A 25,944-nucleotide genomic window follows, 5' to 3' on the forward strand; every position below is an offset into this window, starting at 1 on the left:
GTCGGGTCGGCGGGGCCGATGCCATGAAACGGCCTGAGCGTCCGGTTAGCGGCACCCCGCGCGCCGGGGCGCGGGCCATCGAGGACACAGACGACCGAATGTTGACCAGGATCGTAGCGCGGATCGTCGCCGCCTGCAGCCGCCACGCCCTCTGGGTCGTGCTGCTGTCGGGCCTCCTCACCGTCCTGTCCGCCTGGTTCGCGGCCACGCATTTCGCGATCAACACGGATTCCAACACCCTGATCGCGTCGGACCTGCCCTGGCGCCAGCGCCAGGAAGCGTTCAACCGCGCCTTCCCGCAGAACGACGGCCTCATCCTGATGGTGCTCGACGGCGCGACGCCCGAGGCGGCACAGGACGCCGCCGACCGCATCGTCGCCAAGCTCAAGGACGACAAGAAGAACTTCGACTTCGTGCGCCTGCCGCCCGAGCAGAGCTTCTTCGGCAAGGACGGCCTGCTGTTCCAGCCCCTGCCCAAGGTGCAGCAGGTCGCCGCGCAGCTCGACAAGGCCGAGCCGCTGATCTCGACCCTGGCGGCCGACCCGTCGCTGCGCGGCCTGTCGCAGATGGTCGGCATGATGGGCATCGGCATCGAGCAGGGGAAGATCCCGCTCCAGCAGGTGCAGCCCTTCTTCGCCCACATGGCGGATTCGATCGAGGGTGCGCTCGCCGGCAGGCTCGTGCCCTTCTCGTTCCAGGGCCTCGCGGGTGGCTCGGACGATCAGGCCTATCCGAACCGCCGCTTCGTGCAGATCAAGCCCAAGCTCGACTACGGCGCGCTGGAGCCCGGCGCCGCCGCGACCGACGTCGTGCACGAGGCCGTCAAGCAGCTGAACATCGGGCCCGACACCGGCGTCACGGTGCGGCTCACCGGGCAGATCCCGCTCGACGACCAGGAGTTCGGCACGCTGAAGGAGGGCTTCGCCCTCAACTCGATCCTCACCGTGCTGGCCGTGGTGTTCCTGCTGTGGCTGGCGCTGAAGTCCGGCCGCCTCATCGTGGCGGTGTTCCTCGCCACCGCGGTCGGCCTCGTCATCACAGCGGCGCTGGGCCTGCTGATGGTGGGCGCCCTCAACCTGATCTCGGTCGCCTTCGCGGTGCTGTTCATCGGCATCGGCGTCGACTTCGGCATCCAGTTCTCGGTGCGCTACCGCGACGAGCGCTACATCGAGGACGCCCTGGTGCCCGCCATCGTGGGCGCCGGCGTCAAGGCCGGCCGGCCGCTGCTGCTCGCCGCCGTCGCCACCACGGCCGGCTTCTACTCGTTCCTGCCGACCGACTACCGCGGCGTGTCCGAGCTCGGCCTGATCGCCGGTAGCGGCATGATCATCGCCTTCGTCACGGCCATCACCTTCCTGCCGGCGCTGCTGAGGCTGTTCAACCCGCCGTCCGAGGGGACGGAGGTGGGCTACACGTTCCTGAAGCCCGTCGACCACTTCCTGGAAACCCACCGCGTCCTGGTGATCGCCGCGACGCTCGGGCCGGTGGTCGTGATGTCGCCGCTGCTGTTCCACCTGCACTTCGACTTCAACCCGCTGAACCTCAACAGCCCGAAGGTCGAGTCCGTCGCCACCATCCTCGACCTCGCCAAGGACCCGAACACGACGCCCTACAAGATCGACGTGCTGGAGCCCTCGCTCGCCAAGGCCAACGCGGTCGCGGCCGAGATCGCCAAGCTGCCCGAGGTCGCCAGCGCCAAGACGCTCGACGCCTACGTGCCGCCGGACCAGGACCCCAAGCTCAAGATCATCGCCGACCTCCGGGACTCGCTCGGCCCGTCGCTGCAGCCCACCGGCGACGACCTCAAGCCAGCGCCCACCGACGCCGAAAACGTGGAGGCGCTGAAGGGCGCCGCGACGCGCCTGTCCAAGGCGGCGCCGCACGGCACGGGCGAGGCCCGCGCCACGGCCGAGCGCCTCGGCGCCGACTTCACCAAGCTCGCGGACGCGAAGCCGGAAGCCCGCGCGCTCGCCAACCAGGCCTTCGTGCCGGCCATGCACCTGCTGATCCAGCAGATCGGGAGCCTGATCTCGGCCGAGCCCGTGACGGCGGAAACGCTGCCCGCGAGCATCCACCGCGACTGGGTGACGCCGGAAGGCCAGGCGCGCATCGAGGTCACGCCCAAGGACCTGTCGACCTCCAACGACAACCTGAAGAGCTTCGGCGACGCCGTGCTGACCGTGGCGCCGGACGCGACGGGCCAGCCCATCGTCATCAAGGACTCGGGCGACTCGGTGATCCACGCCTTCATCGAGGCCGGCCTCTGGGCGCTGGGCTCGATCGCGGTGATCCTGTACCTCGCGCTGCGCCGCGTCACCGACGTGCTGCTGACGCTGGTGCCGCTGATCCTGGCCGGCCTCCTCACGATGGAGATCACGGTGCTGATCGGCATGCCGCTGAACTTCGCCAACATCATCGCGATCCCGCTGCTGCTGGGCCTCGGGGTGGCCTTCAAGATCTACTTCGTGCTGGCGTGGCGCGCCGGGCAGCGGCACGTGCTGCAGTCGAGCCTCACCCGCGCGGTGTTCTTCTCGGCCTCCTGCACCGCGGTGGCGTTCGGCTCGCTGTGGGCGTCGAGCCATCCCGGCACGTCGAGCATGGGCAAGCTGCTCGCCCTGTCGCTGGTCTGCACGCTGGTGTCGGCGATCTTCTTCCAGCCCGCCCTGATGGGGCCGCCGCGCGACGAGGAGCGCGTCGACCCCGAGGAGGAGGCGCACCGCATCACCCAGGAGTTCGCCCGCGCGGCGGAGTGATCGGGCGGGCGGGCGATCCCCGCCCGCTCCCGCGTTCGGGGATGGCACGCCTACGGCGGCCGGGGTTGCGGGCTACAAGGGCTTGTGGTGCTTCTGCGCGCAGCGGAGCCGCAGAGCCCGCTCCCGGTCCGGGCGCGTCGTGTGTGGTCGCCCGGCCGCGGTTCCAACCCGACATCGGGCGGTCACCCGCCCTAAGAAGGAAAACTCCATGACCTATCGGATCGTGGCGCGGAACTCCGACGCCTCCACGGGCATCGCCAAGCCCACCGCCGCCGAAGCCCTGCAGGCCGTGCGCCAGCTCAGCGGCGAGGGCTTCAGCCTGACGGCCATCATCGACGACGACGGCGACGCCGTCCCGGTCGAGACCCTCGAAGAGCTGGCGCGGCACGAGGGCGTGTCCTCGCACTGAGCCCTCGCGGGCGGCCTGGCCTGCCGTGGATCGCCCGCTCAAAAAGATGGAACGACGGCATCGAGCCCCGGTGCCGAGACCCCACAGCTCTTCGGCGGAAGAGGTCGGGGAGAGTGGGTGCGATTTCGCAGGGGTTCGCCGACCCCTCGTCATCGCCTTGCCGGCCCTGGAGCACCACCTCCGGGAGGTGGCTGGCTTTCAGAACGGGCTCGTCGACACACCCGAGCGGTCAGGCCGCCGTCGCCAGCGGTTTGGCTCGCTCGATCCGCGCCATCTGCTCGGGCGAGTGCATCACCTCCCAGAGGTCGAGACGCCTCTGCACGTTGAGCCAGAATTCGGGACTGTTGCCGAACACACGCGCAAGGACCAGCGCCAGCCCGGCCGTGACCGGACGTCGGCCCTCGCAGATCTCGTCGATCGTGTCATGCTGCACGGCCATCGCCTCGGCCAGCGATGCGGACGTCAGTCCCATCGGCTGAAGGAACTCTTCGACGAGGATCTCACCGACCGTCGCCGGCTTGCGCTCCGTCATCAGCATGCGAAACCTCACCGGTACGTGTGGTCGTCGAGGTAGAGGTCCGACGCCTCGCCCCGGCTGCCATCCCAAACGAAGATCAACCGCCACTGTCCGTTCACGCGGATCGAATGAAAGCCGTCGAGCGAACCCTTCAACTTCTCGAAGTGATTGCCGGGCGGCACGCGCAGATCCTGATCCGAGACCGCGTCGTCGATCAACTGCAGCTTACGAAACAAACGCGCTTCGACGTCGGCCGGGATTTCACGATGCCGAACGTCGTGGAAGAAGAACCGTCGCAGCCACTCGTCTCGGAACCCGACGATCATGCTCCGTCTCCGTCAAGCGAGAGCCGCCGTCGTCCGGGCCTCGCTCGCGATTTCAGTCCAGCGCTTCGGAGATCATCGTATCGTCCTCAGACGGAGTCCATCGAGGACGGGGCTGACCCGCAGGGATGCACGCGGGTCTGCTCGGCGCCGTAGACCGCGCCTCACCCCTGCCCGACGTAGGCGAGCCGGATGTTGTTGGTCGCGCCCGGCGAGCCGAAGGGGAAACCCGCCACCACGATGACGCGGTCGCCCTTCTCGGCGAAGCCCTCGCCGAGCGCGAGGCGGCAGGCGCGGTTGGCCATGTCGTCGCCCGTCTTGGCGTCCTCGGCGATGACCGGGTGGATGCCCCAGGCGAGGCACAGCCGCCGCGCAGACTCGCTCTGCGGCGTCAGCGCCAGCACCGGCACGGTGGGGCGCTCGCGCGCGATGCGCAGGCCCGTCGATCCCGAGGCCGTCCAGGCCACGATGGCCTTGAGGTCCAGGGTTTCGGCGATGTCGCGGACCGCGTGCGCCATGGCGTCGGCGCCCGTGCGCTCGGGCTCGGCGCGCTGCGCCGCGATGATACCGGCGTAGAGGGGATCGCGCTCCACCTCCTCGGCGATGCGGTTCATGGTCGCCACCGCCTCGACGGGGAACTGGCCCGACGCCGACTCGGCCGACAGCATGACGGCGTCGGCGCCCTCGAACACCGCCTGCGCCACGTCGGACACCTCGGCGCGGGTCGGCACCGGCGAGGTGATCATCGACTCCAGCATCTGCGTCGCCACCACCACGGGCTTGCCGAGGCGGCGCGCCATGCGGGTGATGCGCTTTTGCAGGCCGGGCACCTTCTCGAGCGGCATCTCGACGCCGAGGTCGCCGCGCGCCACCATCAGGGCGTCCGACATCTCGATGATCTCGTCGAGCCGGTCGATGGCCTGCGGCTTCTCGATCTTGGACAGCACCAGGGCGCGGCCGCGCGCGATCTTCTTGACCTCGGCCACGTCGTCGGCGCGCTGCACGAACGACACCGCGATCCAGTCGACGCCCTCGTTCAGCGCCGCGTCGAGGTCGGAGCGGTCCTTGGCCGTCATGGCCGAGACCAGGATCTCCGTGTCGGGCAGGCTCACGCCCTTGCGGTTGGAGATGCGGCCGGGGACCTCGACGGTGGCGACGGCGCGCGTGTCGGTCGCCTCCGTCACGCGCAGTTTCACCTTGCCGTCGTCGATCAGCATGGCGTGGCCGGGGCGCAGCGCCCGCAGGATCTCGGGGTGGGGCAGGTGCACGCGGTTCGCGTCGCCAGGGGTGGGGTCGGCGTCGAGCACGAAGCTGTCGCCCTTCAGGAGATCGACGCCAGTGTCGGCGAAGGTGCCGACGCGCAGCTTCGGCCCCTGCAGGTCGACCAGGATGCCGACCGGGCGGCCGAAGCGCTCTTCCAGGGCCCGGATGGCGCGCACCCGCTCGCGCATGGCGTCGTGGCTGGCGTGGCTCATGTTGATGCGGAACACGTCGGCGCCCGCCTCGAACAGCCGTGCCAGCACGGCGGGATCCTGGGAAGCCGGCCCCAGCGTCGCCAGGATCTTCACGCGGCGCAGTCGTCTCATGCTCGTCTCCCCACCGGCCTTCCGGGCTGCCCTGCGGGCGCGCTCCGGCCTTCTGATCCGAACCGCGGCCGGGTCGCTTCGATCCGGGGCGGCTCGCGTCACGCCCGCGGCACAACGGGGCCGGGGCAAGTTGGTTCGGCGCGCCCCCGTCTGCGCGGGGTGCGCGCGAAGCGCGTCAGTGGGCCGGAGCGGGCTGGGGCGGCGCGCCCTGCGCGGCCGTCGCCGGGGCCGCCTTGGCCGCGGTCGGCTGCGCCGGGGCGGGCGCGGTCGGGGCCGCCGAGCCCGCGACGGCGCCGGCCTTGCCGGGGTCGGTCAGCTGCACGGTCCAATCCTTGGCGTCCTTGCCGGTGTCGATTTCCAGGAAGCCCGTCCGGTCGAAGCCGCGCACGAAGCAGTCCTGCCGCCCGTCGATGCGGAACTCGCGGTCGCGGGTGCACATGAAGGCGCGGCCCTTCCACTCGCCGCCGCTCTCGTCGATGCCGTAAACGTAGTAGAACTGCGCCGTCAGCGCGCCGCCGAGCAGCGTCTCGCAGGTGTTGGCCTTGAGGTTCCACCAGCCTTCCGACACCCAGGCCGCGCCGTTGGTGTAGGCCAGCGCCACCGAGGTCCGGCTCGCCGTGTTGTTGCACACGCGGAAGTCGGCGCGGGCCGCCGGCGCGGCGAGGCACAGCGCGGCGAGGGCGGCGAGGGTGGAAAGCGGGAGGCGCATGGCTTCGGAAAACCTCACGGTGCGACGGCGGCCGACGGGCGGGGGCGGGCGATCCAGATGCCGGCCAGGATGACGACGCCGCCGGCGGCCTGGACGGGCGTGACGGCCTCGCCCAGCACCGCCCAGGCGATGCCGGCCGCCGCCACGGCTTCGAGAAAGATCACCAGCGACGAGAACGCGGCCGGCAGGCGGCCCAGCGCCACCGACAGCAGCCCCTGCCCGCCCGCGTGGCTCACCAGCGCCAGGGCCAGCAGCACGGCCCAGCCGTAGGCCGAGCGGGGCAGCAGGTGCGGCTCCAGCAGCAGCGCGGCGGCGAACAGGAGCAGCGCGGTGACGACGCTCATCTCGAAGGTGACGCGCGCCGCGCCGGTGCGGACGCGGGCGGCCCCGACAGCGAGGAAGTAGAGGCCGAAGAACACGCCCGTGACGATGCCGAGCCCGTCGCCGACCGCGTGGGCCGGGTCGAAGGCCAGGCTCTGCGCCACCAACGCGGCGCCGCCGAGCACGCACAGGCCGAGCCCCGACAGCACCGGGCCGCCGACGCGCTGGCCGAGCAGCAGCCAGCCGAACAGCACCACCCAGATCGGCGCGCAGGTGGCGAAGAAGGTCGCGTTGGCGATCGTGGTCTTCATCACCGCCAGGTGCCAGAAGAACAGGTCGCCGGCGAACACGAGCCCGGCCAGCAGGGTCGGGCGGGTGAAGCGGGCGCGCGGCGCGCCCGCGGGGGCCTGCGCCTCCTCGGCCCGCATCCAGGCCCACAGCACCGGCAGGGCCAGCGCCACGCGCCAGAAGGCGCTGGCGAAGGGGCCCACGTCGGCCAGCCGCACGAGGCTCGGCGAGATGCTCATGGCCAGCGCGGCCGACACCATGGCGGCGATGCCGAGCGCCACGCCGGGCGGGAGCGCCGCGGGGGCGGCGGGCAGCGCGGGCGTGTCGGCGTCGAGCATTCGGGGTCCCGCGCGGGGCCGGAAGGCCCCTCGGGCTCCGGGCTGTGCTTTGTGGTGTCCGGCCGCGGGCGACTCTATGGTCGCGCGGCCCGTCATCGCGGAACCCAATAGGCCAGGACCATGCCTTTAGCCAGCCCAGACACGACCGAGCCCTTCCCGCCGGTGCGCCGCATCGAGGGACGGCTCGACGCCGGGCTGCTGCTGCTCTGCGACCACGCCTCGAACGCCCTGCCGCCGGCCTACGGGCGGCTGGGCCTGCCCGAAGCCCAGTTCGAACGCCACATCGCCTACGACATCGGCGCGCGGCGGGCCACGGAGGCGATGGCGGAGGCGCTCGGCGCGCCGGCCCTGTTCACCACCTATTCGCGCCTGCTGATCGACCCGAACCGCGGCGCCCACGATCCGACGCTGGTGATGCGCCTGTCCGACGGCGCGATCGTGCCCGGCAACGCCCGCATCGACGAGGCCGAGATCGAGCGCCGCCGCGCCGCCTACTACCGCCCCTACCACGAGGCGGTCGCGGACGCGCTGCGCGCCATGGCGGCCACCGGCACGGTGCCGGCCATCGTGTCGATGCACAGCTTCACGCCGTTCTGGAAGGACGTGCCGCGGCCCTGGCACGTCGGGCTGCTGTGGGATGACGACCCGCGGCTCGCCGCGCCGCTCTTCGAGGCGCTGAAGGCCGAGCCGGACCTCCAGCCCTGGGCGGAGCGGGTCGGCGACAACGAGCCCTACGACGGCGCCCTGCCGGGCGACACCATCGACACGCACGCGACGCGCAACGGCTACGCCAACGTGCTGGTCGAGGTGCGCCAGGACCTGATGGCGACGGACGCGGAGGCCGAGGCCTGGGGCGCGCGCCTCGCGCGGCTGCTTGCGCCGATCCTCCGGCGCCCCGACATCCACGAGGTGAGGTTCTTCGGCCCCCGCGCGGGGGCCGGCCGCCGCTTGGCGGCGCTCTGACAGGGGGAAGTGGGCGCGATGGACTACGAGATCGACTACGCCATGCAGACCGAGCTCGAGGCGGCGGTGTTCCGCCGCCTCGTGGCGCACCTGCGGCAGCACACCGAGGTGCAGAACATCGACCTGATGAACCTCGCCGGGTTCTGCCGCAACTGCCTCGGCAACTGGTTCGCCGAGGCCGCCAACGAGCGCGGCCTGCCGCTCACGCGCGACGACGGCCGCGAGAAGGTCTACGGCATGCCCTACGCGGAATGGAAGGCGCTGTACCAGACCGAGGCCGCGCCCGCCGCGCAGGCCGAGTTCGCGGCCCGCGCGGACGGCGGACACGGGGCGGCGTGACCGAAACGCCGCCGGTGCGCCTCGCCTGGGCGGAGGCCCGCATCGTCGAGCGCGAGGCGGTGACGCCCACCGTCGCGCGGTTCCGCTTCGCCGTGGGCTGGGCGCAGCCGCACCGCGCGGGCCAATCCGTCGAGCTGCGGCTCACCGCGCCGGACGGCTACGCGGCGCACCGCTTCTACTCGATCGCCTCGCCGCCGTCGCAGCGGGGCACGGTCGACCTCCTGGTCGCGCTCGCGGCGGACGGCGAGGTGTCGCGCTTCTTCCACGAGGCCGCGGAGGTCGGCGACGCGATCGAGCTGCGCGGGCCGGTGGGCCTGCCCTTCTCCTGGGCGCCGGAGGACGGCGGCCCGGTTCTGCTCGTCGGCGGCGGCTCGGGGGTCGCGCCGCTGCTCGCCATGCTGCGCGAGCGCGCGGCCGCGGCGCCCGCGGTGCCGATGGCGCTGCTCTGCGCGGCCCGCACCCGCGCCGAAGCCCTGTACCTCGACGAGCTCGAAGCGCGGGCGCGCGACGAGGCGGGCTTCGGCCTCGTCCTGCGCTTGAGCCGCGAGGGCGAAGCGCGGCGCCCTGACCGCGCCGCGGTGGCGGCCGCCCTGGCGCTCCTGCCGGCGCCGCCGGCCCGCGCCTACCTGTGCGGCTCGTCGGGCTTCGTGGAGGCCATGACGGCGCTGCTGCTCGACGCCGGGGTCGCGCCCCGCGCCGTCAGGACGGAGCGCTTCGGGTGACGCGCCCGCCCCATACCGCTTTCGCCTGACCGCTCCGCAGCGCGGAAACGGGCTTCGCCCATACGCCGCGCGGGCTCCCGATCCGCGACCCGGCTCGCTCGGCCGCATCACAGCATCGGCAGCAGCACCCCGAGCGCCAGCACCCCGTAGGCCGCCACCGCCAGCCACAGGCGGTGCGCCGCGACGAAGCCCTGGCCGATCGGCAGGTGGAAGCGCAGCGACAGGGTCGCCGCGAGCACCAGCGCGAGCGAGGCCGCGAAGGTCGCGAGCCGGGGTGCGCCCAGGCCGAAGCCGCCGCGTCGTTGAGCCATGGCGCATCCCCTCCGTCCGCCGACCGCATCGCCCCCTGTCTGCCCGCAAACGTTCATGGAACCGCTAACTTCGGCATGCTTAAACTCCGCTAAGTCGCTCGCGCGAGGAGGCTGCCCTGTCCATCGACGCCGTCACGGCCCTCAACCGCTTCGGCCTCGGCGCCCGCCCCGGCGATCTCGCCCGCGTGGCGCCCGACCCGCGCGGCGCCCTCAGGGCCGAACTGAAGCCGGACCGCGCCCTGGTGTCGCCGGAGGCGGTGGAGGCCGCCGGCCTCGCCGGCACGGCGGGCGACATGCGCGCTGCCTTCGTGGCCGAGGCCGAGCGGAGGGCGCAGCGCGAAAGCCTGAAGGGCATCGCCCTGCCGGCGATCCTGCCCTCCGCCATGACGGGCGGGTCGCCGCCCTTCAAGCCGCAGCCCTTCACGGAGGGGCTGATCTTCCGCGCCGAGGCCGCGGCCCGCCTCGCCATGGCGCGCGACGCCGAGATCGGCTTCGTCGAACGGCTCGTGATGTTTTGGTCGAACCACTTCTGCGTGTCGGCCGGCAAGGCGCCCTTGCTGCGCGCCAGCGCCGGCGCCTTCGAGCGCGAGGCCATCCGGCCCCACGTGCTCGGCCGCTTCGCCGACATGCTGGTGGCGGTGGAGCGCCATCCGGCCATGCTGTTCTACCTCGACAACGTGCGCTCCGTCGGCCCCGCGTCGCGCGCGGGGGCGAAGGGCAAGCGCGGGCTGAACGAGAACCTCGCCCGCGAGACCCTGGAGCTGCACACGCTCGGGGTCGGCGGCGGCTACACGCAGGCCGACGTGACGGCGCTGGCCCGCGTCATCACGGGCTGGACCTTCGCGGGGCGGGAGGGGCGCATCGGCGAGCCCGGCGTCTTCACCTTCGACGCCGCCTGGCACGAGCCCGGCGACCAGACCGTCCTCGGGCGCGTGTATCCGGGCGGCGGCTTCGGCCAGGGCGAGGCGGCGCTGAACGACCTCGCCCGCCATCCCGCGACGGCCCGGCACGTCGCGACCAAGCTCGTCCGCCACTTCGTCGCCGACGATCCGCCGCCCGCCGCCGTGGAGCGGATCGCCGCCGTGTTCACCGAGCGCGACGGCGACCTCCGCGCCGTGGCCTCCGCGCTGGTCGACCTGCCGGAGGCCTGGTCGGCGCCGATGGCCAAGGTGCGCAGCCCGGCCGACCTCGTGATCGCGGTGGCGCGCCTGACCGGCGCCCCGCTGCGCGACCCCGGCCCGACCCTCGGGGCGCTGCACACCCTCGGGCAGCCCCTGTGGGAGCCGCCCGGCCCCAACGGCTACCCCGACACCGCCGCCGATTGGGCCTCGCCGGAGAACATGAAGCTGCGGCTCGACCTCTGCGCCGCGGCGGCGCACGCCTACAAGGGCGGCACGGACCCCTTGGCCCTGATCGAAGCCGCGGCGGGCAACGCCCTGTCGCCCGAGACGCGGGACGCCATCCCGCGCGCCGAGTCGCGCGAGCAGGGCCTGGCCCTGGCCCTGATGTCCCCCGAGTTCCAGAGGAGGTGACCGTGACGCTGTGCGAGATTCCATCCCCCTCCCGCCGGGCCCTGCTCGGCGCGGGCGCCGGCTGCTTCGCCTGGGCGTGCCTGCCGGGCTTCGCCCACGCGGCGGGCGGGCGCGACATGCGGCTCGTGACGATCGTGCTGCGCGGCGCCCTCGACGGCCTGTCCGCCGTGGCGCCGGTGGGGGATCCGGCCTACGCCGACCTGCACGGCTCCCTGGCGCTGCGGCTCGACGGCGACCATCCCGCCCTGCCCCTCGACGGCTTCTTCGCGCTGAACCCCGCCATGCCGAACCTGGCGCGGCTGTTCCGCGCCGGGCAGGCCAGCGTCGTCCACGCCGTGGCGACGAGCTACCGCGAGCGCTCGCACTTCGACGGGCAGGACGTGCTCGAAAGCGGGCACGCCGGGCCGGGCTTCACCGGTTCGGGCTGGCTGAACCGCGCACTCTCGGCGCTGCCGGCGGGGGAGCGGGTGGGCCCGGCCGGGCTCGCGGTCGGCGCCGTGGCGCCGCTCGTCATCCGCGGGCCTGCGCCGGTGCTCGGCTGGGCCCCGCAGGTCGGCCCGGCCCCCGCCGGCGACGATCTCGCGCGCCGCGTGCTCGACCTCTACGGGCGCCGCGATCCGGGCCTCCACGCCGCGCTGTCGCAGGGCTTGGCGACCGAGCGCCTCGCCGGCGACGCGGCCGGCAGGACGGGCCGCGGCGACATGGCGTCCCCGGCCGGCATGCGGCAGGCCGCCGAGGGCGCCGCGCGCCTCCTCGCCGCGGACGACGGCCCGCGCGTCGCCGCGCTGGCCTTCGACGGCTGGGACACCCACGTCAACGAGGGCGGCGCCACGGGGCGCCTGTCGCAACTGCTCGGCGGGCTCGACGGCGCGATCGCGGCGCTGGAAGCGGGCCTCGGCCCGCGGTGGCGCGACACGACGGTAGTGGCCGTGACGGAGTTCGGCCGCACCGTGCACATCAACGGCACGGTGGGCACGGACCACGGCACCGGCACGGTCGCGTTCCTGGCGGGCGGCGGCGTGCGCGGCGGGCGCGTGGTGGCGGACTGGCCAGGCCTCGCCGCGCCGAAGCTCTACGAGGGGCGCGATCTCCAGCCGACGACGGACCTGCGCGCGGTGCTGAAGGGCGTGCTGGCCGAGCAGTGGGGCCTCTCCGCCGGCGTCCTCGCGGGCGACGTGTTCCCGGGCAGCGATGGCGTGAAGCCGATGGCGGGGCTGTTCGCCTGACGGCATGAAAAAGCCGGGCGCGGGGCCCGGCTCGGCATCGAGCGCGGTCGGATGGAGGCGCTCAGATCGCCCGGGCGCCGACCGGGTTCGCCTCGGCGTGCATCGTGACGAACGGCGCCGTCGACACGACGTCGCGCTTAGCCGCGATGGGATGGGAGCCGACCGTGAAGGCCGCCGACACGATGCCCACGGCCAGCATCACCACGACGCCCACCGACATGCGGAGTTGGCGGCGCGCTTCGACCCCGGTCACCTCGGCGGTGAAGCCCTGGCGTGTGGTGGAGGAGGTGGCGACCATGGTCCTGACCCTTGTCCGAAGCCGGAGGCGCTGAAGCCGTCGGTTGTGGCGACAATGCCCCACACCGCCTTCGGTTCCGCGCCTGTTGACGATCGTCGATTCGAGCTTGACAGCGCATGAACGACGGGTCGGAGCAGCCGCTGCCCCGCACGATCACCATGCCGCAGATTCATCCCTCCGGGTGATTTCCCCCGCGCGGTGGTGAAGGGAAGATTGCGGGGTTGCACCCCGGACGCCGATCCTCCCGGTTGCGGCGCGGAACGGCGCGGCTGTTCTTCGCCGCCGGAATGGTCTATGGAACGCCCATGCCCCAGCCCTTCATCGCCCCCAAGCTCCCCGTCACCCCTCCCGCCGCCCTCCAGGCCGCCGCCGGCGCGCATCTGCACGGCTGCCCGGTGCACGACCTGCGCACCAAGCTGCGGCAGGCCGGGCTGCGCCCGACGCGGCAGCGCGTGGCGTTGGGCTGGCTGCTGTTCGCCAAGGGTGACCGGCACATCACGGCGGAGAAGCTCTACGAGGAGGCCACGGGCGCGCGCGTCGCCATCTCGCTCGCCACGGTCTACAACACGCTCCACCAGTTCACCGAGGCGGGGCTGCTGCGGGAGATCGCGGTGGACGGCTCGAAGACCTATTTCGATACCAACCTGTCGAACCATCACCACTTCCTGATCGAGGACACCAACGCCCTCGTCGACATCCCCGGCTCGCATATCGAGGTGAGCGCCCTTCCGGACGCGCCGGCCGGGATGGAGATCGACCGGGTCGACGTCATCATCCGCCTGCGCCGCAAGTAGGATCTTCGGCGCGGCTCAGCCGGACATCCCCCCGGCGCGGGCCGCCAGCGCGCTCGCCGCCGCGATGAAGTTGCCGAGCGCCTCGGGCGCGAAGGGGTTGCCGCCGACGATCGTGTCGAACAGCGCCGCCGAGTCGTCGCCGACGAGGTTTAGCAGCCCGGCGAGGCGCGCGAAGGCCGCCGTCTCCAGCCCGAAGTCGGGCAGGTCGAGAGCCTTGAGGCTGCCGGCCACGAGGTGGCTCAAGCCCTGCACGTAGGCCATCTCCCGGTCGTGAGCCTCCGGGGTGGCGCGCCGCACGTCGAGCCGCAGCGACCGCGCGCAGAAGCGGCGGACCAGGGCCGCGGCCACTCCCTCGCCGCACACCACGGTCTTCAGCCCCGCGATGCCGTCCCGCCCGCTGTTGGGGCCGAACAGGGGATGCGTCCCGACGAGGCGCGTGCCCGCTGGGAGTTCCTCGCGCAGGATCGCGAGCGGCTTCACCTTCACGGAGCAGACGTCGACCACCATGGCGCCGGGGCCGAGGTGTGGCGCCGCGGCCCCGGCGGCCGCGCGGAGCGCGCCGAGCGGAACCGCCAGCACCACGACCGGGCGCGCGGCGGCCTCGGCCAGCGAGGCTGGGGCGACGCCCCAACCGGCGCAGAGCCGGTCGATGTCCGGCCGGGGGTCGTGAACGGCGACGTCGAAGAAGGGGCGCAGGTGCGGGACGGCGAAGGCCCCGAAGGCCCCCGCGCCGATCAGGCCCAGGGCCGGGCGTTTCTCACGTCGTCGCTGCATGGTGTCCTCGTCGGGGCTGGGCAGCCGCGGGAGGCTCTGTGGGGATGCGGACCGCTCGGCGGCGGCATCTCGGAGATCGTCGTGACGAACCGGGCCGCGTCTATCGAGACGGGCCGCGATAGGCGCGGGGGCGGGCGGTCGTGCGATCCATGAACGTCAGCTTGGACTGTGCCGCCGGCGGAGGCAAGGGCGATCGTCGGCCCACGCCTGCGGCCCCGCCCTGCCCCCCGTTTGACGCCCTTCCGATCCGGCGTGCAAAAGCCACCGTCGCGCTTGCGTGCCGCGGACCGGCACGCTCCAATGTCGGCGCGGCTACGAACATCAGGGCTGAATGGATGATCTACGACGGTGCGGCGGTCCGGCAAAGGCTTGTGGCCCTGCGTGAGGCCTTGACGGCCGCCAAGGAGCGGACGGAGCTCGACCCGTTCGACGAGGCCATGTTCAACGCCATCCACGCCATGCTGGAGGTGAGCGAGATCCACAGCGCCGCGATCGAGGGCATGGTGAAGTCCGCGCGCAAGCTGGAGCGCCGGCTGCGCTGACCGGCGCGAGCCGCGGCCGGACCGGGCTTTTCTCTGCCCCCCGGATGCGCCGATGATCGGACCGGCCCCGCGGCCCGGTGAACCCGTGCGAGGCGGGAAAGGAGGAACGCCATGGCGAAGCGGCACCTGCACATCGGCGGCACCGCCGTCGACCTGCTCCTGGACGGCCCGCTCGGCGTGCCCCGGGAGCACCTGATCCACGACCGCGGCCCGGCGGCGCTCGCCGCCGCCGTCGCGGGGCTGGACGAGCGATCGCTGTCGCTCGACGTCAACTGCTTCCTCCTGCGCGGCCCGCGCGGCATCGAGCTGGTCGACGCTGGGGCCGGCGGGCCGAGCCGCGGTGCCGACCTCGGCCACGCGCGCGCGGCCCTCGCCGAGCGGGGCGTCGCGCCGGACGCGATCGTCCGGATCTACCTCACCCATATGCACTTCGACCATATGCTCGGGCTGATCGACGGCGACGAGGCCTTCTTTCCCCGCGCCGAACTCGTCGTGCCCGCGGCGGACCTCGCCTTCTACACCGATCCGGCGGAGCGCGAGCGCGTGCCCGAGGCTTGGCGCGAAACCTTCGACGAGGCGGGGCGCGTCGCCGCGGCCTATGCGGGGCGCCTCCGCGCCGCGCCGTTCGGACCCGTGATGCCCGGCGTGGAGCTGCTGCCCATCCCCGGCCACTCGCGCGGCCAGGGAGCCTACCTGTTCACGGACGCCGGCGGCACGCTGCTCCTGTTCGGCGACCTGCTCCACCTCGCGGTCGAGCAGGCGACGGACCCCGACCTCGGCCTCGTCTACGACGACAGCCCGACCGATGCGGCCGACGCGCGCCGCGCCGTGCTGGCCTGCGCCGCCGCCGAGGGCTGGACCGTGGGGGGTGGGCACCTGCGCGGCTTCGGCCGGGTGGCGCTCGACGGCGCCGGGTTCCGGATCGATCCCCTCGCCTGAACCGGGCGGCGCCGGGCGAGCGCTCCGCCTTGCGCTCGCCCCCCCGTGCCTCTACCGTCCTCCATGCGTGTCCTGCAGACCTGTGCGGACCGCGACGCCGCGCCCCAGCGGCACGGTTGTCCGCCCGAATCCACGCAGTCCAGGTGCCGTGCGTCGTTCCCTCACCCTGATCGTCCTCGCCCTGCTCTGCTTCGCGCTGCCGCGGTCCGCCTCCGCCGTCGAGGCGGTGCGGGTGTCGCTGGACAGCACGGCCGTCGACCTCACCCCGGTGGTCGAGCACTTCACCGGCCAGGGCGACCGCATCCAGATCTCCACCGCGCCCGGCGCCGACGGCATCGTGAGGCGCATCGAGGTCGGCGCCAAGCAGCCCGGCACGCATCCGAACTGGATCGTCTTCGCGCTCACCAACGACACGGACGAGCAGATCGAGCGGCTGCTGGTGGCGCCCCACTTCCGCCTGGTCGGCTCGGGGCTCGTGTGGCCCGATCTCGGCGCCAACCGCATCTCGGCCATCACGGCGAGCCAGGGCTTCTCGCCCGAAGCGCAGGACAGCCCCGACGCCGACATCTTCCGCATCACGCTCGACCCCGGCTCCACCGTCACCTACGTGGCGGAGCTGCGCACGCCGAACCTGCCGCAGCTGACCCTGTGGGCGCCCGACGCCTACAAGGACCAGATCAACAACATCACGCTCTACAAGGGCATCGTCATCGGCATCGCGGGCCTGCTGGCGCTGTTCCTCACCATCGTCTTCGTGGTGCGCGGCGCGGTGATCTTCCCGGCCGCCGCGGCGCTCGCCTGGGCGGTGCTGGCCTACGTGTGCATCGATTTCGGCTTCTGGCACCGCCTCTTCGCGGTGGGGGGCGACAGCGACCAAGTGGCGCGCGCCGTGGCCGAGGCCGTGCTGGCCGCCACCCTGTTCGTGTTCCTGTTCGCCTACCTCCACCTCAACCGCTGGCACGTCCGCTACGGCCACATCGGCGTCGTGTCCTCGCTGCTGCTGCTGGCGCTCGTCGTCTTCGCCTACTTCAACGCGCCGGTCGCGGCCGGGGTCGCCCGCATCACGCTGGGCGCCGTGGCGGGCGTCGGCCTGATCCTGGTGCTGTACCTGTCGACCCACGGCTACGACCGCGCCGTGATGCTGATCCCGACCTGGTTCATCCTGTCCATGTGGGTCACGGCGGCGGGCTTCACGGTCGAGGGCGTGCTGAGCAACGACCTCGTGTCCCCGGCCCTGATGGGCGGCCTCGTGCTCCTGGTGATGCTGATCGGCTTCACCATCATGCAGAACGCCTTCGCGGGCAGCGGGCTCGGCCACGGCGCGGTGTCGGATTCCGAGCGCAAGGCGCTGGCGCTGACGGGCTCCGGCGACGTGATCTTCGACTGGGACGTCGACGCCGACCGCATCTACGTCAGCCCCGAGATCGAGCACCAGCTCGGCCTCAAGCGCGGCAGCCTCGAGGGTCCCGCCTCCGGCTGGTTCGACCTGCTGCACGGCTTCGACCGCGAGCGCTACCGCGCCTCGCTCGACACGGTGCTGGAGCAGCGCTGCGGCCGCATCTCGCACTTCTTCCGCCTGCGGGCCGCGGACGGTCACTACTTCTGGTACGCGCTCAAGGCCCGCCCCGTGGTGGGGCAGGACGGCGAGGTCGTGCGCGTGGTCGGCACCCTGTCCGACTGCACGGAAAGCAAGACCGCCGAGGAGCGCCTGCTCCACGACGCCGTGCACGACAACCTCACCGGCCTGCCGAACCGCGAGCTGTTCTTCGACCGGCTCAACGCGGCCCTGACCATGGGGGCCGGGGTCGGCGCGTCGCGCCCCTCCGTGATCACGCTCGACGTCGACCGCTTCAAGCAGGTCAACGAGCAGGTCGGGCCGTCGGTCGGGGACTCGATCCTGCTCACCATCGCGCGCCGCCTCGGCCGCCTGCTGCGCCAGCAGGACACGATGGCGCGGATCGGCGGCGACCAGTTCGCCTTCATCGTCATGTCGGAGCAGAACCTCGACGCCGTGCTGGCCCTGGCCGACACGCTGCGCCGAACCCTGTCGACGCCGATCACCTTCGGCGACCACGAGATCGCGCTCACCTGTTCGGGCGGCATCGCCCCTTACGATCCCAGCGTCCACGCCAAGCGCGAAACCATGCTGCAGGACGCCGAGGTCGCCATGGCGCACGCCAAGCGCGGCGGCGGCGACCGCGTCGAGCTGTTCCGCCCCGCCATGCGGGCCGTGCGGACCGAGCGCGTGACCGTCGAGTCGGACCTCCGCCGCGCCGTCGAGCGGGGCGAGATCAAGGTCCACTTCCAGCCGATCGTGCGCCTGGAAGACCGCACCATCGCGGGATTCGAGGCCCTGCTGCGCTGGACGCATCCGCGGCTCGGCGTCGTGCCCCCGTCCGAGTTCATCCCCGTGGCGGAGCAGACCGGGCTGATCGTCGACCTCGGCCTCTTAGCGCTGGACCGCACCGCCAGGGAGCTGGCCGCCTGGCAGGCGGCGCTCGACGTCTACCCGCCGATCTACGCCAGCGTGAACGTGTCCTCGCGCCAGCTCCTGCGCCACGACCTGCTCGGCGACGTGAAATCCGTGCTCACCCGCTCCGGCGTGCTGCGCGACTCGCTGAAGCTGGAGCTCACCGAGAGCCTGGTGATGGAGAACCCCGAATATGCCGCCAAGATGCTCGGCCGCATCCGCGACCTCGGGGCCGGCCTGTCGCTCGACGACTTCGGCACGGGTTATTCGAGCCTGAGCTACCTCCAGCGCTTCCCCTTCGACACGATCAAGATCGACCAGAGCTTCGTGCGCCAGAACGGCAAGGGCGCGCGGCCCATCATCCTGCGCTCCATCGTGGGCCTCGCGCACGACCTCGGCATGGAGGTGGTGGCCGAGGGCGCCGAGTCCGAGAGCGACGTGATCGAGCTTTCCCAGCTCGGCTGCGAATACGCGCAGGGCTTCGCCTTCGGCCAGGCCATCACGGCGGCCGAAGCGCGGCGCCTCGTCGGCGCCGCCAGCGAGGCCGCCTGAGGGCGGGGGCGGCCCCGGCATGAGCGAGCCCCTCCCCGTCGCGGCCGGCATCGTCTCCTTCCACCCCGACGCCGAGTTGCTGCTCGACCTCGTGGCCGTGCTGTCGCGCGACGTCGACCGCGTCTACCTGTTCAACAACGCATCCCTCGACCCGGCGCTGGAGATGGTGCTGGCCGACTATCCCAAGCTCGTCGCCATCGAGGCCGGCACCAACCTCGGGGTCGGCGTGGGGCTCAACGTCATCGCGCTGGCGGCCAGCCGCGACGGCTACGAGCGGCTGGCGCTGTTCGACCAGGACTCGCGCCCCTGGCCCGGCATGCTGCCGCTCCTCGGCGCGGCCTTCGACAGGCTGGAAGCGTCGCGCCGCGCGCCCGCCGCCGTCGCCCCGCGGCTCGTGGCGCCGCGCGGCCGCGTCGCCGAGGCCTCAAAGCCCCCGCGCTACCGCGCACGCCGCGGCGCGGCGCCCGAGGGCGACCTCGTGCCGGTCGACTTCCTGCCGACATCCGGCACGCTGTTCAACCTCGTGACCCTGCGCGAGACGGGGTTGTTCCGCGCCGACTTCTTCATCGACGCGATCGACACCGAATGGTGCTTCCGCGCCTGGGCGCGCGGGCGGTCCTGCTGGCTGGCCCCCGACGTGCCGATGGAGCACACGGTAGGCACGGGCACGATCCCGCTCGGCTTCGGCCTGTCGATGCCGAACCAGCGCCCGTTCCGCATGGGCACCTACCTCCGCAACAACCTTTACGCGCTGCGCCTCCGTCACGTGCCGCTCGGCTGGAAGCTGAAGCAGATCGCCTACCTGCCGCTGCAGGGCTTCGGCTTCGCGCGCCATCACGGCTTCCGGGCGGAGGCCGTCCGGCCGATGCTGCGCGGCCTCGCCGACGGGCTCCGCGGCCGCCTCGGCGTGCCGCCGGGGCTCGACCCCTGACGGGCGACGCACGCGGGCCGGAGGACGCGCGCGGCACGCCGAGGCGGCGCGGTTGAATAACGGGATCGCTCGAATGCGAGCGGAAGCGGCAACGGCTCTTTCAGGACGCGCAACTTACAAAGGTGGCGTCCCGAAGCGGCGCCGGATGCGGCGCCGTGCTACCTCTGGGAGACTTCCCTTGTCGCTCAACGGCCCCGTGCTCGCGATGAACGTCGCGGGCGCCTGCATCGCCTCGTCGGCGATCATCCCCCTTCGCGACGTGACGGGGCTCGTGCGAGCCCCCGGGCTGCGTCTGGCCTGGACCGGCCTGACGTTCATCATGGTGTGCTGCATCGGGCTGCTGCTGGCCGCCTCGGCGGCCGACCTGGCGAGGCCGCTCGACGGCTGGGATCTGGCGGCATCCGGCATCCACGTGCTCGGCCCCTGCTTCGTGCTGGGCGTGGTGTCGCTGTCGCGCCGCACCGCGCACGACCTGCTGCGCATCGAGGCCCTGGAGGAGGCGGCCTTCGTCGATCCCCTGACGGGCCTCGCCAACCGTCGCCGCTTCGACGAGCGCCTGGCCGACGAGGTGCGCCGCGCGCGGGCTATCGGCCTGCCGCTGTCGCTGCTCGCCCTCGACATCGACCATTTCAAGCGCGTCAACGACACGCACGGCCACGCGGCCGGCGACCTCGTGCTGAAGCAGGTCGCGACGCTGATCGCGGCCAAGAGCCGCCACCTCGACACGCCCTGCCGCGTGGGCGGCGAGGAGTTCGTGGTGATCGTGCCGGGGCTGGAGGGGGGCTTCGCCGCCGCCGCGGCCGAGCGGCTGCGCCGCGCCGTGGCCGAGACCACGGTGTCGCTGCAGGACGGCGGCGAGCTTCGGGCGACGGTGAGCCTCGGCCTCGCCACTCTGCGCCCCGGCGAAACCGCCGACATGTTGTCCCGCCGCGCCGACGCCGCGCTCTACGGCGCGAAACGCGAGGGGCGGGACCGGGTGAGCCTGGCGGCGTAGCGCTCGATCACCCGCGCCGCCCTGCCGCCGCGGCCGCGTCGCGCACCGGCCCCTCGTCGATCCCGAAGTCGCGGCAGCCGGCGAGGATCACGGCGAGGTAGCCGGGCTCGGGCATCGCCCCGTGCGTCGCCGTCATGCGGTAGACCAGCGCCTCGACGGGCTCTGCCGCGCCCTCGGGACATACGGGCAGCGAGAGGCGACTGTAGAGGCCGGACGCCACGTCCTCGTAGTCGTCGAGTGCGGTGAGGCACGCTGGCGTGATCCGCCACAAGCCGCCCGCCACGGCGCTGCCCGCGCGGGGCTCGACGTCGGCCCAGAGACGGAACACGAGCGCGTGGCCGGGGAGCAGGGCACGGCCGAGCGGCACCGCCGCCGGGCAGCGGCCCAGCATGCCGGCGTGGTGGAGGTTCGAACCGTAGGCGAAGTAGAGCACGAAGTTGCACCGGGATCTCAACGTCACAGATCCTGAACCCGCTCACGGGACGGCAGGACTGAGGAACACCGCCCCGCGCCGTCACTGCACCCTGATCGACCCGTCCTCCGCGTCCACGGTCAGGTTCGGCGACGAATAGGGATCGTCGAGCAGCCGCTCGCCCCACTGCTCCCTGAGCGCCGCGACCTCGCGGTTGAAGCGCTCCGCCGTCTTCGGGCTGAGGTCGCGCCCGCGGCTCACGCTCTCGTGGTGGACCATCTCGGCGAAGGGCGTCCACAGGTTGCGGTAGCCGGCGGTCGCGACCTTGAGGCAGAAGTCGACGTCGTTGTAGCCCACCGCGAAGCGCGCCTCGTCGAGGCCGCCCACCGCGTCGTAGACGCTCTTGCGCACGACCAGGCAGGCGGCCGTGACGGCCGACACCTCGTTGACGGTGACGAGGTCGTCGCGTCCGCCGCGGTCGTCCCTGCCGGCGCGCTTGTGGCGGTGGCCCGCGGCGCCCGCGACGCCCACCACCACGCCGCCGTGCTGCAGCCGCCCGTCCGGGTACCACAGCTTGGCGCCCACGCAGCCGATGCCGGGCTGCGCGGCCCAGCCCACCATCTCCTCCAGCCAGTGGGCGTCCGTGACCTCGACGTCGTTGTTGACGAGGCCGAGCAGCGTGCCCCTGGCGGTGTGCGCCGCGGCGTTGTTGAGCCGCGCGTAGTTGAAGGGGCCGGGGTCGCGCAGCACCCGCACGCGCGGGTCGCCTGCCCAGCCGTCGAAGAGCTTGAACGTCTCGTCCTCGACCGAGCCGTTGTCGACCACCACCACCTCGAAGCGGCGGTAGGCCGTCTTGGCGAGGATGCTGCCGACCGACATGCGCAGCAGGTCGGCGCGGTCGCGCGTCGGAACGATCAGCGTGACGAGCGGCTTGTCGTCGGCCGCGAAGGCGACGCGGGGGTCGGGCGAGCGCGGGTCGGACAGAACGCGCGCGTCGGCGCCGCGGCGCCGCAGCGCCCGGCGGATCGCCTCCTTGCGCGCCTCGGCGGCGGGGGGCGCGGCCGGCCCGGTGCCGTGGCTCAGCACCTGCGCGACGTGGACCACGTCGCGCGGCTCGAACCATTCGCCGAGCCGCAGCATGAGGTCGTGCCGCCAGGCCGCGACGCCGAACTCCGCCGCGCCGTCCTCGGCTGACAGGCCGACGCCGCGCAGCGACCCCGCCGCGATGCAGCACGGGTCGCCGACGAAGTTCGAAGACAAGAGCCGCGCGGGCGACCAGGCCGGCTTGAACAGCGGATCCGAGCGGGCGCCGTCGGCGCCGATCCGGTCCTCGTCGGCGTAGACGAGCTTGGCGTCGGGGTGGCGGTCGATGGCCAGCGCCAGGACGAGCAATGCGTGCGGCCTGAGGCGCGTGCCGGGGCGCGGCAGCAGGATGAAGGCGCCGCGCGCCGCGGCGAGCGCGCCGTCGGGATCGGCGGGGTCGTAGCGGCGCAGCGCCGGGTGGTCGGGCGCCGGGAGTCCGGCCGGGGCCAGCAGCTCCCAATCCGGACGGAGTTGCGCGTCGAGGCTCGCCAGCAGCGCGCCGAGCGCCGCGGCGTCGAGGTCCGGCCCGGCCAGGACGGTGAAGCGCGGCCGCGCCGCCGGCCCCGCGAGGCGCCCGCGATGGAACTCCGCCTCGGCTTCGGGCCGCTCGTCGAAGCGCTCCCGCCACAGCGCGTAGGCGGCCTCCGGGGTGGCGGCGGCCGTCGAGGCGGGGATCACCGTGCGGCCCGAGCGGCTCATCTGCACGGCGAAGCGGGCGAGTCGCCACGGGAAGGAGCGCGGGTCGCCGCGCAGCACCGCGGCGGCGCGGCGCAGGAGCGCGATCCGCCGCTCCCCGGCCGGCACGGGGCGGAACTCCAGGACGGCGGGATTTCCGAGCGCAGCCGAGCCCGTCACCGCGACCGTGACGCGGACGAGCGGGCGCGGCGGCCGCACCATGGCGAAGAAGCTGTTGCGGCCCGCCTTGGCGACGTGCTGGACGAGTGCGGTGCCGTCGTCGAAGCCGAAGGTCAGGCGGGCGTCGGCGATCCCCGGCCCGCCGTAGCGCAGCGTCAGGGCGGACCAGCCGACCGGGAGGGGGGGCGCGAACTCCCTCACCAGGCGCAGCCCCGGCTCGGGGTGGCGCAGCGTGACGGGTTCGGTGCCCGCCTGCCACGCCGGGGCGGGCTCGGCGCGCCAGCCCGGCGGCAGGATCGGCGCTGGGCTCAGCGGCGCGCGCTTTCGGCGGGCCCGCGCTCCGCCAGCACCTTGAACAGGTACTGCCCGTAGGTGCTCTTCTTGAGCCGCTCGGCCTGCTCCACGAAGAGCCGCTCGTCGATCCAGTTCTGGCTCAGCGCGATCTCCTCCGGGCAGGCGATGCGGAAGCCCTGGCGCTTCTCGAACACGCGGACGAACTCGCCGGCTTCGAGCAGGCTGTCCGGCGTGCCGGTGTCGAGCCAGGCGAAGCCGCGCCCCATCCGCTCGACCCGCAACGCGCCGCGCTCGAGGTAGACGCGGTTGAGGTCGGTGATCTCCAGCTCGCCGCGCGGCGAGGGCTTCAGCGCGCGTGCGATCTCGACCACCTCGGCGTCGTAGAAGTAGAGGCCCGTCACGGCCCAGCTCGTCTTGGGCTTCGCGGGCTTCTCCTCGATCGACACCGCGATGCCGTCGCGGTCGAAGTCCACCACGCCGTAACGCTCGGGATCGTTGACGTGGTAGGCGAAGACGGTGGCGCCCTCGGTGCGGGCCGCGGCCGGGCGCATCATCTCGGGAAGGCCGTGGCCGTAGAAGACGTTGTCGCCGAGGATCAGCGAGCAGGGCTGGTCGCCGACGAAATCCGCCCCGATGATGAAGGCCTGCGCGAGGCCGTCCGGCGAGGGCTGCACGGCGTAGCTGAGCTCGAGGCCCCACTGCGAGCCGTCGCCGAGCAGGTCGCGGAACTGCGGCAGGTCGCGCGGCGTCGAGATGATCAGGATCTCGCGGATGCCGGCCAGCATGAGCGTCGACAGCGGATAGAAGATCATCGGCTTGTCGTAGATCGGCAGCATCTGCTTCGACACGACGTGCGTCATGGGGTGAAGCCGCGTGCCGCTTCCGCCCGCCAGGATGATGCCGCGCATGTCGCCTCGTCCGTGCTGCCGCGGCCCAGACCCGCGCCCGTGAGGCGCCGCCATAGCGCCGTCCCCCCGCGGGGGCAACTCGATTCATGCGAGGGGGCGCTCGGGAACGGCGCGGTGGAACAGCCGGTCAGGTCCGGGAAACGGGCTCACCGATCTCCGTAGGTCCTGCGGAAGAAGGCTTTCAGGTCGCGTGCTCCGTGCAGGACGTGGATCACCTCCAGGATGGCACGGGGTCCGCCCTCGTCGAGGTAGCGGAAGAAGACGAGGTACGATCCGGCCGTGATGCTGCGGCAATCCGATCGGAGTTCGGGGCGACGGCGACCGAGCAGGCCGGGGAGTCCGGCGATGCGCTCGCAATGCCGCGTCAGTCTGGTGACGGAAGCCAGCGCGGCTTCTCGGTCGCCGGTGAACGCCTCGATGTCGGCGGCGATCTTAGCCAGATCGTCGAGGGCGCTGTCGAGATAGACGAGCCGGGGCATCAGCCGTCGTCCACCGACCGACCACCCGAATCGAGGTACTTCTGGACGAAATGCAGGGCTTCTTCCGACGTGTTGCGCCCTCCCCCGGCGATCGCCGCGTCGATCTTGGCCCTGAGGGCGGAAAGTCGAAGCTGGTCGACGGCCTGCCGGACCGCCTCTTCCGGCGACGGATAGGTGCCGGAAGCGACCTCCGCCTCGACCCACCGCGCGGCGTCCGGTGTCAGTTCGATCTCCATCGCGACCTCCAGCCCCTGCGTCTCGGCCCTTACCACGGATCGCGTGCATCGAGGCCGATGGCCTTCGCTGCGGTCGCGTGACATCCTCGCCGGGGTCCTCACCCTCCCGGAGCGCTTCCGCGATGTCTCACCGATCCGACGACGCGCCCGTGGGCCCGGACGACATCCGCGACCTCGTCGCGCGCTGCCGCGTCACCTCCGGCAAGCATTTCAGGCTCGCGTCCCACACCACCGGCAACCCGGTGGCGGACCTGCTCGACAAGGCGAGGGGCCGGGCCCTGCTCGGGCGCGGCATCGCCGAGCTGTCGTCCATGCAGGAGACGCTCTACGCCAATTCGACCTGGTCGCTGCTGCTGGTGTTCCAGGCCATGGACGCGGCCGGCAAGGACTCCACCATCAAGCACGTGATGACTGGGGTGAACCCGCAGGGCGTCTCCGTCACGTCGTTCAAGCAGCCCGGCCCCGAGGACCTCGCGCACGACTTCCTGTGGCGGATCAGCCGGCACCTGCCGGCGCGCGGCACGATCGGCATCTTCAACCGCTCCCACTACGAGGAGGTGCTGGTCGCGCGCGTCCACCCCGAGGTGCTGGCCGCGCAGCGCCTGCCCCCGTCGCTGACGGACGGCAAGCGCTTCTGGGACCATCGCCTGGAGGACATCGCCGCCTTCGAGCGCCACCTCGGCCGCTCGGGCACCCGCGTGCTGAAGTTCTTCCTCCACGTCGGCCGCGACGAGCAGAAGAGCCGCTTCCTCGACCGGCTCGACGAGCCCGACAAGAACTGGAAGTTCTCGCCCGCGGACCTCGAGGAGCGCGGCCGCTGGGACGACTACATGGCGGCCTACGAGGAGGCTATCGGCGCCACCGCCACCGAGGCCGCGCCCTGGTTCGTGGTACCGGCCGACCACAAATGGCTGATGCGCCTCATCGTCGTGGCGGCCGTGGTCGAGGCGCTCCGCTCACTCGACCTCCAGCCGCCCGCCGTGTCCGACGAGGTGAGGGCGAGCTTCGCCGCGGCCCGCGCGGCGCTCGAAGCCGAGTGAGAACCT

The 25,944-nt window shown here is 72.6% G+C and carries 27 protein-coding genes; 14 read left to right on the top strand and 13 right to left on the bottom strand.

Annotation, left to right across the window (positions count from 1 at the left end; genetic code table 11):
• Positions 1-98: 98 nt before the first annotated feature.
• Together hpnN and L7N97_RS02565 are read left to right on the top strand one after the other, a co-directional pair.
• Complete coding sequence (hpnN, locus tag L7N97_RS02560; protein ID WP_237476811.1) at positions 99-2,753, top strand: hopanoid transporter HpnN; 2,655 nt, start codon at positions 99-101, stop codon at positions 2,751-2,753.
• 208 nt (positions 2,754-2,961) lie between these two features.
• Entirely contained in the window at positions 2,962-3,162 is a 201-nt protein-coding gene (locus L7N97_RS02565; protein ID WP_237476812.1) for a hypothetical protein, read from the top strand.
• Positions 3,163-3,391: 229 nt separating this feature from the next.
• On the opposite strand, the gene L7N97_RS02570 is transcribed toward L7N97_RS02565, so the two are convergent.
• The 5 genes from L7N97_RS02570 to L7N97_RS02590 all read right to left on the bottom strand — a co-directional run bounded on the left by L7N97_RS02570 (position 3,392) and on the right by L7N97_RS02590 (position 7,244).
• Positions 3,392-3,700: a HigA family addiction module antitoxin gene (locus L7N97_RS02570; RefSeq protein ID WP_237476813.1), complete on the bottom strand. Its 309-nt coding sequence runs from the start codon at positions 3,698-3,700 to the stop codon at positions 3,392-3,394.
• Between the two features lie 8 nt (positions 3,701-3,708).
• The gene (locus tag L7N97_RS02575; protein WP_237476814.1) at positions 3,709-4,005 is read right to left on the bottom strand and encodes a type II toxin-antitoxin system RelE/ParE family toxin; all 297 of its coding nucleotides are present in this window, start codon (positions 4,003-4,005) and stop codon (positions 3,709-3,711) included.
• Between the two features lie 161 nt (positions 4,006-4,166).
• A complete protein-coding gene (gene pyk, locus L7N97_RS02580) occupies positions 4,167-5,588 on the bottom strand; it encodes a pyruvate kinase (RefSeq protein WP_237476815.1) in 1,422 nt (473 codons plus the stop codon).
• A 175-nt stretch (positions 5,589-5,763) separates the two neighbouring features.
• Positions 5,764-6,297: a DUF1036 domain-containing protein gene (locus L7N97_RS02585; RefSeq protein ID WP_237476816.1), complete on the bottom strand. Its 534-nt coding sequence runs from the start codon at positions 6,295-6,297 to the stop codon at positions 5,764-5,766.
• A 14-nt stretch (positions 6,298-6,311) separates the two neighbouring features.
• Positions 6,312-7,244 carry a DMT family transporter gene (locus L7N97_RS02590; RefSeq protein ID WP_305069248.1) on the bottom strand — a complete coding sequence of 311 codons (933 nt, stop codon included), beginning with the start codon at positions 7,242-7,244 and terminating at the stop codon, positions 6,312-6,314.
• Positions 7,245-7,364: 120 nt separating this feature from the next.
• Between L7N97_RS02590 and L7N97_RS02595 the strand changes: the two genes are divergently transcribed.
• Genes L7N97_RS02595 through L7N97_RS02605 form a run of 3 tightly spaced genes read left to right on the top strand, consistent with a single transcriptional unit; the run spans position 7,365 to position 9,268 of the window.
• Entirely contained in the window at positions 7,365-8,207 is an 843-nt protein-coding gene (locus tag L7N97_RS02595; RefSeq protein WP_237476817.1) for an N-formylglutamate amidohydrolase, read from the top strand.
• Between the two features lie 18 nt (positions 8,208-8,225).
• On the top strand, positions 8,226-8,546 hold the full coding sequence (locus L7N97_RS02600; RefSeq protein WP_237476818.1) for a DUF1244 domain-containing protein: 321 nt from the start codon (positions 8,226-8,228) through the stop codon (positions 8,544-8,546).
• Entirely contained in the window at positions 8,543-9,268 is a 726-nt protein-coding gene (locus tag L7N97_RS02605; RefSeq protein ID WP_237476819.1) for an FAD-binding oxidoreductase, read from the top strand. The genes L7N97_RS02600 and L7N97_RS02605 overlap by 4 nt, the downstream gene beginning before the upstream one ends.
• A gap of 107 nt (positions 9,269-9,375) precedes the next feature.
• Here the strand turns inward: L7N97_RS02605 and L7N97_RS02610 are convergent, their stop codons facing one another.
• Positions 9,376-9,579 carry a hypothetical protein gene (locus L7N97_RS02610; protein ID WP_237476820.1) on the bottom strand — a complete coding sequence of 68 codons (204 nt, stop codon included), beginning with the start codon at positions 9,577-9,579 and terminating at the stop codon, positions 9,376-9,378.
• 116 nt (positions 9,580-9,695) lie between these two features.
• Between L7N97_RS02610 and L7N97_RS02615 the strand changes: the two genes are divergently transcribed.
• Together L7N97_RS02615 and L7N97_RS02620 are read left to right on the top strand one after the other, a co-directional pair.
• Positions 9,696-11,111 carry a DUF1800 domain-containing protein gene (locus L7N97_RS02615; protein WP_237482010.1) on the top strand — a complete coding sequence of 472 codons (1,416 nt, stop codon included), beginning with the start codon at positions 9,696-9,698 and terminating at the stop codon, positions 11,109-11,111.
• Between the two features lie 2 nt (positions 11,112-11,113).
• Positions 11,114-12,337 carry a DUF1501 domain-containing protein gene (locus tag L7N97_RS02620; RefSeq protein ID WP_428980952.1) on the top strand — a complete coding sequence of 408 codons (1,224 nt, stop codon included), beginning with the start codon at positions 11,114-11,116 and terminating at the stop codon, positions 12,335-12,337.
• A 61-nt stretch (positions 12,338-12,398) separates the two neighbouring features.
• Here L7N97_RS02620 and L7N97_RS02625 read toward each other — a convergent pair whose 3' ends face one another.
• A complete protein-coding gene (locus L7N97_RS02625) occupies positions 12,399-12,635 on the bottom strand; it encodes a hypothetical protein (protein ID WP_237476821.1) in 237 nt (78 codons plus the stop codon).
• 305 nt (positions 12,636-12,940) lie between these two features.
• Here L7N97_RS02625 and irrA point away from each other — a divergent pair, with 305 nt between their 5' ends.
• The gene (irrA, locus tag L7N97_RS02630) at positions 12,941-13,429 is read left to right on the top strand and encodes an iron response transcriptional regulator IrrA (protein WP_237476822.1); all 489 of its coding nucleotides are present in this window, start codon (positions 12,941-12,943) and stop codon (positions 13,427-13,429) included.
• 15 nt (positions 13,430-13,444) lie between these two features.
• Here irrA and L7N97_RS02635 read toward each other — a convergent pair whose 3' ends face one another.
• The gene (locus L7N97_RS02635) at positions 13,445-14,203 is read right to left on the bottom strand and encodes a prephenate dehydrogenase/arogenate dehydrogenase family protein (RefSeq protein ID WP_237476823.1); all 759 of its coding nucleotides are present in this window, start codon (positions 14,201-14,203) and stop codon (positions 13,445-13,447) included.
• Between the two features lie 335 nt (positions 14,204-14,538).
• Here L7N97_RS02635 and L7N97_RS02640 point away from each other — a divergent pair, with 335 nt between their 5' ends.
• From L7N97_RS02640 to L7N97_RS02660, 5 genes are all read left to right on the top strand, one after another.
• Complete coding sequence (locus tag L7N97_RS02640) at positions 14,539-14,745, top strand: hypothetical protein (protein ID WP_237476824.1); 207 nt, start codon at positions 14,539-14,541, stop codon at positions 14,743-14,745.
• A gap of 111 nt (positions 14,746-14,856) precedes the next feature.
• Entirely contained in the window at positions 14,857-15,684 is an 828-nt protein-coding gene (gene aidB, locus L7N97_RS02645; RefSeq protein WP_237476825.1) for an AidB family quorum-quenching N-acyl homoserine lactonase, read from the top strand.
• A 148-nt stretch (positions 15,685-15,832) separates the two neighbouring features.
• Positions 15,833-18,706 (top strand): EAL domain-containing protein, encoded by a 2,874-nt coding sequence (locus L7N97_RS02650; RefSeq protein ID WP_237476826.1) that lies wholly within the window; start codon positions 15,833-15,835, stop codon positions 18,704-18,706.
• A gap of 19 nt (positions 18,707-18,725) precedes the next feature.
• Positions 18,726-19,637 (top strand): glycosyltransferase family protein, encoded by a 912-nt coding sequence (locus L7N97_RS02655; protein WP_237476827.1) that lies wholly within the window; start codon positions 18,726-18,728, stop codon positions 19,635-19,637.
• Positions 19,638-19,815: 178 nt separating this feature from the next.
• Positions 19,816-20,631 carry a GGDEF domain-containing protein gene (locus tag L7N97_RS02660; protein ID WP_237476828.1) on the top strand — a complete coding sequence of 272 codons (816 nt, stop codon included), beginning with the start codon at positions 19,816-19,818 and terminating at the stop codon, positions 20,629-20,631.
• 7 nt (positions 20,632-20,638) lie between these two features.
• Here L7N97_RS02660 and L7N97_RS02665 read toward each other — a convergent pair whose 3' ends face one another.
• The 5 genes from L7N97_RS02665 to L7N97_RS02685 form a co-directional block, all read right to left on the bottom strand.
• Entirely contained in the window at positions 20,639-21,085 is a 447-nt protein-coding gene (locus L7N97_RS02665) for a gamma-glutamylcyclotransferase family protein (RefSeq protein WP_237476829.1), read from the bottom strand.
• Positions 21,086-21,145: 60 nt separating this feature from the next.
• Positions 21,146-23,182, bottom strand: coding sequence for a glycosyltransferase family 2 protein (locus L7N97_RS30115; protein ID WP_237476830.1), 2,037 nt, complete (start codon positions 23,180-23,182; stop codon positions 21,146-21,148).
• A gap of 107 nt (positions 23,183-23,289) precedes the next feature.
• Positions 23,290-24,183, bottom strand: coding sequence for a glucose-1-phosphate thymidylyltransferase RfbA (gene rfbA / locus L7N97_RS02675; RefSeq protein ID WP_237476831.1), 894 nt, complete (start codon positions 24,181-24,183; stop codon positions 23,290-23,292).
• A 146-nt stretch (positions 24,184-24,329) separates the two neighbouring features.
• A complete protein-coding gene (locus tag L7N97_RS02680) occupies positions 24,330-24,662 on the bottom strand; it encodes a type II toxin-antitoxin system RelE/ParE family toxin (RefSeq protein WP_237476832.1) in 333 nt (110 codons plus the stop codon).
• Positions 24,662-24,898 (bottom strand): ribbon-helix-helix domain-containing protein, encoded by a 237-nt coding sequence (locus L7N97_RS02685; protein WP_237476833.1) that lies wholly within the window; start codon positions 24,896-24,898, stop codon positions 24,662-24,664. The genes L7N97_RS02680 and L7N97_RS02685 overlap by 1 nt, the downstream gene beginning before the upstream one ends.
• A gap of 122 nt (positions 24,899-25,020) precedes the next feature.
• Between L7N97_RS02685 and L7N97_RS02690 the strand changes: the two genes are divergently transcribed.
• Entirely contained in the window at positions 25,021-25,938 is a 918-nt protein-coding gene (locus L7N97_RS02690) for a polyphosphate kinase 2 family protein (protein WP_237476834.1), read from the top strand.
• The last annotated feature ends 6 nt before the right edge of the window (positions 25,939-25,944 follow it).

The sequence above is a fragment of the Lichenibacterium dinghuense genome (assembly GCF_021730615.1).
GTDB classification, from domain to species: domain Bacteria; phylum Pseudomonadota; class Alphaproteobacteria; order Rhizobiales; family Beijerinckiaceae; genus Lichenihabitans; species Lichenihabitans dinghuensis.